Source organism: Pseudomonas sp. B15(2017) (assembly GCF_002113215.1).
Classification (GTDB): domain Bacteria; phylum Pseudomonadota; class Gammaproteobacteria; order Pseudomonadales; family Pseudomonadaceae; genus Aquipseudomonas.
Genome location: NZ_NEJZ01000010.1, coordinates 228,525 through 240,074, shown reverse-complemented (window position 1 = coordinate 240,074; position 11,550 = coordinate 228,525). Strand labels below are relative to the sequence as shown.

Below are 11,550 nucleotides of genomic sequence, written 5' to 3'. Positions count from 1 at the left end.
CTCGGCCCGGTTGTACGGCGCGACGCCTGCAAGAGCAGGGGTGACAGTGGTGTTTCCGCCGGCGCAGCAGCAGGAACTGCGCGGGTTGTTGGGGAATATCCGGGCGGGACTGGGCGGGGTGTCGGCGGGGAGTCTGGTGAAGACGGAAGGGATGGGATTGGTGGTGGTTTTGGTGCAGGTGGTGAATTTGGTGGGGGCTTACAGGGAGTTGATGAAGCAGACCCGAGACAAGAAGAAGCAGGCGGACTTTTTTGCTGCTTTGGCTGCGACGGGAGCGGCTGGGTTTACTGCGGCGCAGAGTCTTGCGGATACGGCGATGAAAGCTCGTAGCACAGCGCTAATAGTTGCGCTTCAACCTCAAGCCTTACAGCACGCGCATGTGCAAATGGGCAAATTGCATATTGGGCTGGGCATCTTTACGTATGGTTTGGGCTTGAGAGTTTCCTTTACCAGTTTTAAAAACCAAAACCAAAATTGGCAGGAGGCGGTTCGCAGCGGAAATCAATTGGCGCAGGGGGCGGGCGTGCTGGCCACATTGGGTGCGGCCGGAATGACTGCCATTAATGCATATGGTCTGAGTAATACTGTCCACGCCACATTCAAGGTGCTAATCGCGCCGAATAAAACGGCAAGAACTGCTGCTTGGGCGGCTGCTGGTACACGCCTTTCCACCGTGTTTTTCCGCTTCAATCTGGCGGGGGCTCTGTTCACCGTGCTGGAGCTGAGCGGCACCTGGTTGTTCAACCGTTACAACCTCAGTGCCCATGACAAATGGCTGAAAATCACTCCCTGGAGCCGGGATGCCGAAATGCGTGGGGACCACTCGCTGGAGGACTATCAGAGTTATCTGGCCTTTCTGATCCATGCGCCTTACGCGCAACTGGGACCCAATCCTTATGACTCCTGGCTGAAGAACCTGCTGTTCAAAGCCAGACCCAGCGATATCCACTTGGTGCTACCCAGGCTGACATTGAGTGATCTATTGCCACCTCTTGGCGGCAAGTCAACTCACCTGCTGGGCATAGGCGCCCATCGTATCTCGATGCCGCTTCACAGTCGCGGAGCCCCGCGAGAGCGCAAGGATGTGGTCAGCGAAGAAGTCCTCCGCAGCCTGCGTATCGTCAAATCATCAGCGGAGGGCTTGGTGCTTTGCCTCCAGTACCCCGTAGACCTCGATTCCGAATTCACACCAGCGAAGGAAACGCTGGAGTTGGCCGTTTGTGTTCAGAACTTGAACGACAAAGGTGAGTGGACATCGCGCACCCGTGTCATTCATATCGATCCACGGGGGGAGGGACATTTTGCGGTGGTTACTCCGCAACTGGTGAAAGAGAAACCACCGATTTTGCTAGTTGAAACCCAATTACTGGAGCAGGCCGCTCATGCTGAATAATCACGTCGAGCCGGGAGTTATTCCGCAAGTCGAGACACCTCGAAAAGCAGGAGAAGTTGAGCCGTTTCCGGGCGGTAAGGTCACCTATCTCGCTCCACTCCCTCTGCCGACGCCGATGCCACCGTATGGTCCACACATTGGTGAACTAAATGACGTATACATGGACTTCGGGGCGGGATCCCCTCAAGTTTTTTCATGGCAAGTTGTATTGGGCGGGCCATTGAGCCTGTCTGTCTTGGTTATATTTTTATTCCCGCTAATTACCGGACTGATGGGGATTAGTTTTGGGTATGGACAGGAGGCTATATGGGAGTCAATGGTGGGCATGTTCGAAACAGGCTATGAAAATTCGCTAATGGTAGACCCCCTTATTTTGCTCATTGGTCTCGCGGTTTGGCACCACAACCACAAAAAACGCGCCTCAATCATCCCGACCCGCTTCAACCGCCAACGCCGCGAAGTTTGCTTCATGCCCGAAGGCGCCACCGAGCCGGTCTTCGTCCCCTGGGAATCCCTCTCCGCCTGGATCATCGAAGCCCAGGGCTCCACCCAATACGGCATTCACCGCCAATACGGCATGGGAATCGGCTTCTACGAAGGCGAAACCCTCACCAGCCTCGAATTCCAATGCGCCGGCCTGCCACTCGCGATCAGCCATTGGGAGGCCATCCGCGGCTACATGGAATACGAAATCCACGACCTCAAATCGATCCAGGATCTGCAAGACCTGCAAGGCCCCGACGACCCACCCCACGAAGGCCTGCACACTTTCCGCAACGCCCGAGCGCGCATGCATCAGCAGATCCGCGACGGCTCTCGTTCTCGGCTGTCGGGTTTCTTCTGGTACCTCTATCACGTCATGACCCTGTGGACGATTCCCAATCGACTCGTCGAATGGGAAGTGCGCCGCCTCGAAAGGATCGGCAAGCAAGCGCTGCCCGAGGCCATGCGCCAATGGTCGGAGCCTCTGCCGAAAGAGCAGTGGGCCAAACCGAGTGAAGAGTTGCTGCGGCTGAGCGAGCAGGTACGTCAACTGCAAAAGCGCCAGCCGCATCGGCCGATCACCGAGATCTTTGCCGAGGTGCAGCGCACGGCATCTACGGGTAAGCGCCGCGCATGAATTGTTTTCCCAAACAGCGAACGGGGGCCGAATTCACGCCAGCGAGGGAAACACTGGAGTTGGCCGTTTGTATTCAGAACTTGAACGACAAAGGTGAATGGACATCGCGCACCCGTGTCATTCATATCGACCCAAGGGGAGAGGGGCATTTTGCGGTGGTTGCTCCGCAACTGGTGAACGAGAAACCACCGGTTCTACTGGTTGAAACCCAATTTCTGGAGCAGGCCGATCATGCTGAATAATCACATCGAGCCGGGAGTTATTCCGCAAGTCGAGACACCTCGAAAAGCAGGGGATGTCGAGCCGTTTCCGGGTGGTAAGGTCACCTATCTGGCTCCGTTGCCCTTGCCTACACCGCTTCCACCTTTCGGCCCACACATTGGCGAGTTGAATGATGGCTATATGGACTTCGGTTTGGGATCACCTGAAGTATTTATGTGGCAAATGACTCTTGGAGGCCCTTTCAGCGTTGCATGCATGATTGCCTTTCTATTTCCCTTAATAGGCGGGTTCCTGTTTTTTTTATTTGGCATGGGATGGGAGGACATAACTCATGCAATAAACGGGATTTTTCACGAGGCCTATGGAAAAGCATTTCTTGCCCTTTTCTGGGGACTACTTATCGGCCTCGGCGTCTGGCACCACAACCACAAAAAACGCGCCTCAATCATCCCGACCCGCTTCAACCGCCAACGCCGCGAAGTCTGCTTCATGCCCGAAGGCGCCACCGAACCGGTCTTCGTCCCCTGGGAATCCCTCTCCGCCTGGATCATCGAAGCCCAGGGCGCTACCCAATACGGGATTCACCGCCAATACGGCATGGGAATCGGCTTCTACGAAGGCGAAACCCTCACCAGCCTCGAATTCCAATGCGCCGGCCTGCCGCTCGCCATCAGCCATTGGGAAGCCATTCGCGGCTACATGGAATACGAGGTCAACGACCTCAAATCGATCCAGGATCTGCAAGACCTGCAAGGCCCCGACGACCCGCCTCACGAAGGCCTGCACACCTTCCGCAACGCCCGAGCGCGCATGCACCAGCAGATCCACGACGGTTCACGTTCTCGGCTGTCGGGTTTCTTCTGGTACCTCTATCACGTCATGACGCTGTGGACGATTCCCAACCGCCTCGTCGAATGGGAAGTGCGCCGTCTCGAACGGATCGGCAAGCAAGCGCTGCCCGAGGCCATGCGCCAATGGTCGGAGCCGCTGCCGAAAGAGCAGTGGGCCAAACCGAGTGAAGAGCTGCTGCGGCTGAGCGAGCAGGTACGTCAACTGCAAAAGCGCCAGCCGCATCGGCCGATCACCGAGATCTTTGCTGAGGTGCAGCGATAGCCTCGGAAGCAGTGAGGGACAGTTTGGCGAGACGTGCTTCCCACCCTCTCTGCTAGTATTCGCCCCACTGCCTTACGGAGACTCCCCATGACAGAACCCATCCGTCTGACCCAATACAGCCACGGCGCCGGTTGTGGCTGCAAGATTTCGCCCAAGGTGCTGGAGGTGATTCTGGCCGGCAGCGGGGCGCAGAACCTTGATCCGAAACTGTGGGTCGGCAACGCGTCGCGCGATGATGCGGCGGTGTATGAAATCGATGCCGAGCGCGGGGTTGTCTCGACCACGGATTTTTTCATGCCGATCGTCGATGACCCGTTTGATTTCGGCCGCATCGCTGCCACCAATGCGATCAGTGACATCTACGCCATGGGCGGCGATCCGCTGATGGCGATTGCGATCCTCGGCTGGCCGGTCAATGTGCTGGCGCCGGAAGTCGCGCGAGACGTGATTCGCGGCGGACGCGCGGTGTGCGATGCGGCGGGGATTGCGTTGGCCGGCGGGCATTCGATCGATGCGCCGGAGCCGATTTTCGGGCTGGCCGTCACGGGGCTGGTGGAAAAGCGCTTCATGAAACGCAACGACACCGCCACCGCCGGTTGCCTGCTGTACCTGACCAAACCATTAGGCATCGGCATCCTCACCACCGCCGAAAAGAAGGGCAAGCTGCGCCCCGACGACATCGGCGTGGCCCGGGACTGGATGTGTACGCTGAACAAGCCCGGCAGCCGTTTCGGCAAACTGGCCGGGGTCACCGCCATGACTGACGTCACCGGGTTCGGGCTGCTCGGGCATCTGGTGGAGATGGCCGACGGCAGTCACCTGACAGCGCGGGTTTTTTATGATCGGGTGCCGCGTCTTTCGAGCATCGAGTACTACCTCGAACAGGGCTGTGTGCCCGGCGGCACTCTGCGCAATTTCGACAGTTATTCGAGCCGGGTCGGACGGGTGCAGGAATTGCACAAACGGGTGCTGTGCGATCCGCAGACCAGCGGCGGTCTGCTGGTGGCCGTCACCCCCGAAGGCAATGCAGAATTCCTCGCCGTCGCTGCCGAACTCGGCCTCGCGCTTGAGCCGATCGGTGAATTGATCGGGCGACAGAGCCACGCGGTCGAGGTGAATTGATGGCCGCCGACTTCACCGACTACCGCGACATCTTCCTCAACGACCGGCCACTGATGGATGCCCGTGCGCCGGTCGAGTTTCACAAGGGCGCGTTCCCCGGTGCGGTCAATCTGCCGCTGATGAACGACATCGAGCGGCAGAGAATCGGCACTTGCTACAAGCATCACGGTCAGCAAGCCGCCATCGAGCTGGGCCATCAATTGGTGTCCGGGTCGGTCAAGGCCGAACGTATTCAGGCATGGGCGGATTTTGCCCGGGCGCATCCGGAGGGTTATCTGTATTGCTTTCGTGGCGGCCTGCGTTCGCAGATCGTGCAGCGTTGGCTCAAGGACGAGGCCGGCATTGACTACCCGCGAATCGGTGGTGGTTACAAGGCGATGCGCGGCTTCCTGATCGACACCCTTGAACAGGCAACGGCCCAGTGTGATTTCGTGTTGCTGGGCGGCATGACCGGCACGGGCAAGACCGAAGTGCTGGTGCAACTGCGCAACGGCATCGATCTTGAAGGGCATGCCAATCATCGTGGCTCCAGCTTTGGCAAACGCGCCACCGGCCAGCCGTCAAACATCGATTTCGAGAACCGGCTGGCCATCGACTTTCTGAAAAAACGTGCCGCCGGCATTGATCAGTTTGTACTTGAGGATGAAAGCCGGGTGGTCGGCAGCTGCGCGTTGCCGTTGCCGCTGTATCAGGGCATGCAGCAATACCCGATGGTCTGGCTGGAGGACAGTTTTGAAAACCGTGTCGAGCGGATCCTGCGTGACTATGTGGTGGATTTGTCCGCCGAGTTCTGCGCTGTGCATGGGGACGAAGGCTTTGCGCTGTTTTCCGAGCGATTGCTGGCCAGCCTGGACAATGTGCAGAAGCGCCTGGGCGGCGAGCGGCATCGGCGGATGTTGCTCCTGATGGAAGAAGCGCTGGCAGAGCAGGGCCGCAGTGGTGCGGTGGATTTGCATCGGGGCTGGATCGAGGGGTTGCTGCGCGAGTATTACGATCCGATGTATGTATTTCAGCGCGAGAAGAAAGGTGGACGTATCGAGTTTGTGGGGGAGCGCGGAGCGGTCGTCGAATATCTGAGTCAGCGGATGAGCCGGAACCCCTGAAGGGCTCCGACCCGGCTGCCCACTGCTCACGTCGGACAGCTTTCCTGGCCGTTATCCAGCCCCTGTTTGTAGCTGTGGCTCTGCAGGCTGGCCTTGCCGTTGTGCCAGGTCAGCGTCAGCACATACAGCGAGTCGTAATCGCTGGATTCCCAGTCATCGGTGATTTTCTGTTTTCCGCCTACCGCGTTGCCGGCAACCTTGTTGATCAATTCAGGAAGGTAGCCGTGTGACCACGCGGTGTAGATGGTCGAGTTGTGGTACTTGTCGTTGGTCAACTCGCGGGCGAGGTCACTGGTATCGTTGGCCGAAAATTCGATGTTCACCGGCAGGCCGAGTTTGATCGCGGCGGGGCTGATGGTCATCAGCGGGCGGATGTAGCTGTAGGAGTTGTCCAGTTCGCCTTCCTCGACATTGCGCGTCGGGTTGGCGGCGAACACATAGTCCGCCTTGCCGAATTTTTCCGGCAGCAGGGTCGACAGGTCGATGGCCCGGTTCAGGCCCTGGCAGTTGAGCTGGCCGAGACCACCGGCGGGTTTCTCCGCGTGGCGCAGGAACACCAGGGTCTGGGTGCCGTCCACCGTTTGCGCGCGGCTTTCGCTGGATTCCAGCGACAGGAACAGCGCGCTGACCGCCAGCAGAGTGGGCAGGGCCACATAGGCGCGGTGTTTGAAGCGTTTGGCGAATTTCATCAAGTTCGTCATGGGATATAGGGTTCTTCAGTCTGTTCGGTTAAGGCTGACAAACCTCTGCACCGGGCTCGCACGCCGGAAGTTTTCCCTGTCATCAATGGCTTGCTTGGAGCCCTCTGAGGCCTGTTTGGTTCGATCCGGCTGCGTGCGCCGCACTTTACCTTTCGGCCCCTGCGATTGAAGGGAAGGTTAATCACAGGATGTTGCGGATTTAAGTAAGCGGGCGGGCGAGGGTGTAAAGAACCCGAGCCATAGGGCTGATCGTGGATTATGCTCAGGCCTTTCATTTTGTGACTGGATGCTACACATGACCGATCTGTCCGCGTTCCCGATCACCCAGAAATGGCCGGCGCAGTACCCTGACTGGATTCAGCTCTATTCGTTGCCGACACCCAACGGCGTCAAGGTCTCGATCATGCTCGAAGAGATCGGCCTGCCCTACGAGCCGCACCGCGTGGGCTTCGACACCCATGACCAGATGTCCCCGGAATTCCTGTCGCTGAATCCGAACAACAAGATCCCGGCGATCCTCGACCCCCACGGCCCCGAGGACAAACCGCTGCCGTTGTTCGAGTCCGGCGCGATCCTGATCTATCTCGCCGACAAGAGCGGCCAGTTGCTCGCCCAGGAAGGCGCGCTGCGCTACGAAACCATTCAGTGGCTGATGTTCCAGATGGGCGGCATCGGCCCGATGTTTGGCCAGCTCGGTTTCTTCAACAAATTTGCCGGCAAGGACTACGAAGACAAACGTCCCCGTGACCGTTACGTCGAAGAAAGCCGGCGCCTGCTCAGCGTACTGAACACCCGTCTGGAAGGGCGCGACTGGATCATGGGCGAGCGCTACACCATCGCCGACATCGCCACGTTTCCGTGGGTGCGCAACCTGATCGGTTTCTACGAGGCGGGCGATCTGGTCGGCATCAATGACTTCCCGAACGTCACCCGGGTGCTGGAGCGCTTCCTGGCGCGGCCGGCGGTGGTGCGTGGTCTTACGATTCCTCAATAAGGACGGTGCATGGATTCGTTCCATTTCAAGCAACTCGATGTGTTCAGCCAAACTGCGCTGAAGGGCAATCCGCTGGCGGTAGTCTTTGATGCCGACACTCTGAGCGATGAGCGCATGGCGGCCTTTGCAAACTGGACCAATCTGAGTGAAACCACCTTCATTCTTGAACCACAGGACCCTCGCGCCGACTATCGCGTGAGGATCTTCACGACACTGAGCGAACTGCCATTTGCCGGGCATCCGACCCTGGGCACTTGCCACGCCTGGCTGGAAGCGGGCGGCGTGCCCAAGGGAGCGGAGATCGTTCAGGAGTGCGGCGTGGGGCTGGTAAGAATAAGGCGCGACGGATCGGAACTCGCTTTCCTCGCGCCGCCGCTCCTGAGGTCCGGGCCGGTCGAGACCGACGTCATGGAGCGGGTGCAGCGCGGTCTGGGAATCACCCGTGACGAGATTGTCCGCGCGCAATGGGTGGACAACGGCGCGGGATGGCTCGCGGTGATGGTCAAGGATCGGCAGCAGGTGCTGAACTTGCAACCGGATCATTCGCAGATGCAGGGCCTGGCGGTAGGCGTCATCGCGGCGTGGGATTCCGAGCGCGACGGTGACGCGGCCCAGTTTGAGGTGCGTGCGTTCATTTCCGGTGATGGCATGCCCGAGGATCCGGCCACCGGCAGCCTGAATGCCGGGATTGCCCAATGGTTATTGGCGGAGGGGCTGGCGCCCGATTCCTATACCGTCAGCCAGGGCTTGAGCATGGGCCGGGCGGGACAGCTGCGGATAAACCGGCTCGGGGACGAGATCTGGATCGGCGGCTCCGTGGTCACGTGCATTGAGGGGCAATTGCGACTATGACAGGCAGATTCGCCGGCGCAAAGTCCGGCGATTATTGCGACCCCGGTAATGCACTGTTGATTGATCCAGGTTTGTACCTCGATCCTCGCAAGGCATAAGCTTCGCCCCCTACGACTTTCGTCTCATCCGCTGTTTTCAGGAAAGGCCCCATGTCCAGTCAGTTCCCCGAAGCACGTCCACGCCGTCTGCGCCGCAATGCGAGCCTGCGCAGCCTGTTCCAGGAAACCGAGTTTTCCCTCAACGATCTGGTGCTGCCGATCTTCGTCGAAGAAGAGATCGACGACTTCGTGCCGATCAAGAGCATGCCCGGCGTGATGCGCATTCCGGAGCGCAAACTGGCCGGTGAAATCGAGCGTTACGCCCGGGCCGGGATCAAGTCGGTGATGACCTTCGGCGTGTCCCACCATCTGGACGCCAACGGCAGCGACACCTGGCGCGAAAACGGGCTGGTGTCGCGCATGTCGCGGATCGCCAAGGACGCCGTGCCGGAGATGATCGTGATGTCCGACACCTGCTTTTGCGAATACACCGACCACGGCCATTGCGGCGTGATGCACAACCATGAAGTCGACAACGACCAGACCCTGATCAACCTCGGCAAACAAGCGGTGGCGGCGGCGCGTGCCGGTGCCGACGTGATCGCGCCGTCGGCGGCGATGGACGGCCAGGTGCGGGCGATCCGCCGGGCGCTGGACGATGCCGGCTTCACGCAGATTCCGATCATGGCCTACTCGACCAAATTCGCCTCGGCGCTCTACGGCCCGTTCCGCGAGGCCGGCGGCAGCGCGCTGAAAGGCGATCGCAAAAGCTATCAGATGAACCCGATGAACCGCCGCGAGGCCCTGCGCGAATCGTTGCTCGACGAGCAGGAAGGCGCCGACGCACTGATGGTCAAACCGGCCGGCGCGTACCTGGACATCATCCGCGACATCCGCGAAGCCTCGACCCTGCCGCTGGCGGCGTATCAGGTCAGTGGCGAGTACGCGATGATCAAGTTCGGCGCCCAGGCCGGGGCCATCGACGAAGACCGCGTGGTGCGCGAAAGCCTCGGCGCGATCAAGCGCGCGGGTGCGGACCTGATCTTCACCTACTTTGCGATGGATCTGGCATTGGCCGGGATTTAAGCAACACCACAAAACCCAATGTGGGAGCGAGCTTGCTCGCGATATCGGCGTATCAGACAACCCTGCATTGACTGACAGATCGCTATCGCGAGCAAGCTCGCTCCCACAGTGGTTTGTGGTGTTCTGAATCAGGTGAAAAACGGACGGATCCCGTGATCACGGAAGTACCGCTCGATCACCTTCGGATCCGCGCTGTTGTCGGCAATCGCCACGTAGGTATCCGGGCGCAACAGGTAAAAGCCATTGCGCCCCAGTCCTGCCGTTTCAAACGCCGGACGCCAGTCGAACACGTGCAGCGGCAAGTGATGTTCATTGCACCAGGCGATCATCTCGTCGCTGGTGTCACCGTACACATGCACCTGCCAGCACGGATGGCGCAACGGCTCGTAATTATCCCCCTCTCCATCATGGGCCCACGGCAAGCGGTCGCCGCCGTGGACGTGCCCGGCCACGCCTTCGCTCAGCGCCATGCCCCGATAGTTGACGGTGATTTGCGACACCGTGCGAAACAGGAATTCGCGGCTGGACTCGAATGAGGCCATTTTCGGAATCAGGAACGGCGCCAGCCGCGTGCGCAGCAGGTCGGCCATGCGCCCTTCGGCGGTGACGAAGCTGAAGACCTTGTCGGTGGTCGACACCAGCCGTCGGGCGAAGGCGATGCGTTCGGTCTCGTAGCTGTCGAGCAGTTGGGGTGTGGCAGCGCCGCCGAGCACTGCCGCGAGTTTCCATGCCAGATTGATCGCATCGCCGATGCCGGTGTTCATGCCCTGACCGCCGGCGGGGCTGTGTACGTGGGCCGCGTCGCCAAGCAGAAACGCACGGCCCTGGCGAAAGTGATCCGCCACGCGGTGATGCACGCGGTAGGTGGAGAACCAGTTGACGTCCTCGATGTGCACGTTCAGATGTTCGATGGCGCGATTGCTGACATCAGAAAACTCCAGGGTTTCGGCGCGATCAGCACGTTCGTCGCGCACGGTGCCGATCAGCCGCGCACGGCCTTCGCCGGCCAGCGGGAACACCGCCAGAAAATCCGCTTCGTCCAGATCCAGATGCAACTCGCCGTTGAGCGCCGGGCCGCTGGCCCGCACATCCGCGACATAGAAAATCTGCTGATAAGTGCCACCGGGAAAACCGGTGTCGAGGGTTTTGCGCACGACCGAGCGGGCGCCGTCACAGCCGGCGAGATAGCAGGCCTGACAGATTTCCTGCTCGCCATCCGGCAGGCGCAAATGCGCGGTGAGGCCGTCGCCGTTTTCCGTGAAGCTTTCCAGCGTCGTGTTGCGCTCGATGGTTACGTCGTAGTCTTCGAGGCGGTCGATCAACAGCCGTTCGTGTTCGTCCTGCGGGTACATTTCCAGAAAGGCATAGGGTGTCAGGCCATCGCCGATCCGGTTCAGCGGCAGTTGCGCCACGGGTTTGCCCTTGACCCAGAAATTCGCCGCGGCCACCCGATGGCCGTTGCGCACCACTGTGTCGGCCAGATCCAGTTGCCGGTACAGCTCAAGGGTGCGCGCCTGCACCGCCAGCGCCCGCGATGTGGTGCCAGGCGCGGAGGTCTTGTCGATGATGCGCACGCGCACGCCCAGTTTGCTCAGCCACAAGGCCAGCACCAGTCCGGTGGGACCTGCGCCAATGATCAGAACATCACTGCGGTTCATGGTCTGTCCTCCTCGCGTGTCCTGACCTGCGGCATGCCGCTACGTGTGCAGCAGCAAGTATGGATCAGTCGGCGAGGGCGGCCAGTCGGCCTGCCAAACGGGACGATGGAACAGCGTCGCCGGCCCGCAGTCCTATCCTGCACCCTGC

At 60.0% G+C, this 11,550-nt stretch carries 10 protein-coding genes and 1 pseudogene; 9 read left to right on the top strand and 2 right to left on the bottom strand.

Annotation, left to right across the window (positions count from 1 at the left end; genetic code table 11):
* From CAF73_RS30205 to mnmH, 6 genes and pseudogenes are all read left to right on the top strand, one after another.
* Positions 1 to 1,393, top strand: a pseudogene (locus CAF73_RS30205) (hypothetical protein); the annotation flags it as partial.
* Positions 1,383 to 2,513, top strand: a complete 1,131-nt coding sequence (locus CAF73_RS16895; RefSeq protein WP_176247743.1) for a hypothetical protein — start codon at positions 1,383 to 1,385, stop codon at positions 2,511 to 2,513. The pseudogene CAF73_RS30205 and the gene CAF73_RS16895, both read left to right, overlap by 11 nt.
* Positions 2,510 to 2,755 carry a hypothetical protein gene (locus CAF73_RS29870; protein WP_139834847.1) on the top strand — a complete coding sequence of 82 codons (246 nt, stop codon included), beginning with the start codon at positions 2,510 to 2,512 and terminating at the stop codon, positions 2,753 to 2,755. The genes CAF73_RS16895 and CAF73_RS29870 overlap by 4 nt, the downstream gene beginning before the upstream one ends.
* Entirely contained in the window at positions 2,745 to 3,848 is a 1,104-nt protein-coding gene (locus CAF73_RS16890; RefSeq protein WP_085703306.1) for a hypothetical protein, read from the top strand. Before CAF73_RS29870 ends, CAF73_RS16890 begins: the two co-directional genes overlap by 11 nt.
* An 87-nt stretch (positions 3,849 to 3,935) precedes the next feature.
* A complete protein-coding gene (selD, locus tag CAF73_RS16885; protein ID WP_085698919.1) occupies positions 3,936 to 4,970 on the top strand; it encodes a selenide, water dikinase SelD in 1,035 nt (344 codons plus the stop codon).
* Complete coding sequence (gene mnmH, locus CAF73_RS16880) at positions 4,970 to 6,073, top strand: tRNA 2-selenouridine(34) synthase MnmH (protein ID WP_085703305.1); 1,104 nt, start codon at positions 4,970 to 4,972, stop codon at positions 6,071 to 6,073. The genes selD and mnmH overlap by 1 nt, the downstream gene beginning before the upstream one ends.
* Positions 6,074 to 6,099: 26 nt before the next feature.
* On the opposite strand, the gene CAF73_RS16875 is transcribed toward mnmH, so the two are convergent.
* Positions 6,100 to 6,774, bottom strand: coding sequence for a histidine phosphatase family protein (locus CAF73_RS16875; protein WP_085698923.1), 675 nt, complete (start codon positions 6,772 to 6,774; stop codon positions 6,100 to 6,102).
* A 295-nt stretch (positions 6,775 to 7,069) separates the two neighbouring features.
* Here CAF73_RS16875 and CAF73_RS16870 point away from each other — a divergent pair, with 295 nt between their 5' ends.
* From CAF73_RS16870 to hemB, 3 genes are all read left to right on the top strand, one after another.
* A complete protein-coding gene (locus CAF73_RS16870) occupies positions 7,070 to 7,768 on the top strand; it encodes a glutathione S-transferase family protein (protein ID WP_085703304.1) in 699 nt (232 codons plus the stop codon).
* A 9-nt stretch (positions 7,769 to 7,777) separates the two neighbouring features.
* Positions 7,778 to 8,620: a PhzF family phenazine biosynthesis protein gene (locus CAF73_RS16865; protein WP_085703303.1), complete on the top strand. Its 843-nt coding sequence runs from the start codon at positions 7,778 to 7,780 to the stop codon at positions 8,618 to 8,620.
* Positions 8,621 to 8,769: 149 nt separating this feature from the next.
* Positions 8,770 to 9,744, top strand: coding sequence for a porphobilinogen synthase (gene hemB, locus CAF73_RS16860; protein WP_007958982.1), 975 nt, complete (start codon positions 8,770 to 8,772; stop codon positions 9,742 to 9,744).
* A gap of 128 nt (positions 9,745 to 9,872) precedes the next feature.
* Here hemB and CAF73_RS16855 read toward each other — a convergent pair whose 3' ends face one another.
* Positions 9,873 to 11,402 carry an FAD-dependent oxidoreductase gene (locus tag CAF73_RS16855; protein WP_085703302.1) on the bottom strand — a complete coding sequence of 510 codons (1,530 nt, stop codon included), beginning with the start codon at positions 11,400 to 11,402 and terminating at the stop codon, positions 9,873 to 9,875.
* Between the last annotated feature and the right edge of the window lie 148 nt (positions 11,403 to 11,550).

What these genes read in the sequence shown, in the direction of transcription:
- CAF73_RS29870 (WP_139834847.1), top strand. Translation starts at nt 2,510, where the DNA reads ATGAATTGTTTTCCCAAACAGCGAACGGGGGCCGAATTCACGCCAGCG.
- CAF73_RS16890 (WP_085703306.1), top strand. Translation starts at nt 2,745, where the DNA reads ATGCTGAATAATCACATCGAGCCGGGAGTTATTCCGCAAGTCGAGACA.
- CAF73_RS16870 (WP_085703304.1), top strand. Translation starts at nt 7,070, where the DNA reads ATGACCGATCTGTCCGCGTTCCCGATCACCCAGAAATGGCCGGCGCAG.
- selD (WP_085698919.1), top strand. Translation starts at nt 3,936, where the DNA reads ATGACAGAACCCATCCGTCTGACCCAATACAGCCACGGCGCCGGTTGT.
- CAF73_RS16875 (WP_085698923.1), bottom strand. Translation starts at nt 6,774, where the DNA reads ATGACGAACTTGATGAAATTCGCCAAACGCTTCAAACACCGCGCCTAT.
- mnmH (WP_085703305.1), top strand. Translation starts at nt 4,970, where the DNA reads ATGGCCGCCGACTTCACCGACTACCGCGACATCTTCCTCAACGACCGG.
- CAF73_RS16865 (WP_085703303.1), top strand. Translation starts at nt 7,778, where the DNA reads ATGGATTCGTTCCATTTCAAGCAACTCGATGTGTTCAGCCAAACTGCG.
- CAF73_RS16855 (WP_085703302.1), bottom strand. Translation starts at nt 11,402, where the DNA reads ATGAACCGCAGTGATGTTCTGATCATTGGCGCAGGTCCCACCGGACTG.
- hemB (WP_007958982.1), top strand. Translation starts at nt 8,770, where the DNA reads ATGTCCAGTCAGTTCCCCGAAGCACGTCCACGCCGTCTGCGCCGCAAT.
- CAF73_RS16895 (WP_176247743.1), top strand. Translation starts at nt 1,383, where the DNA reads ATGCTGAATAATCACGTCGAGCCGGGAGTTATTCCGCAAGTCGAGACA.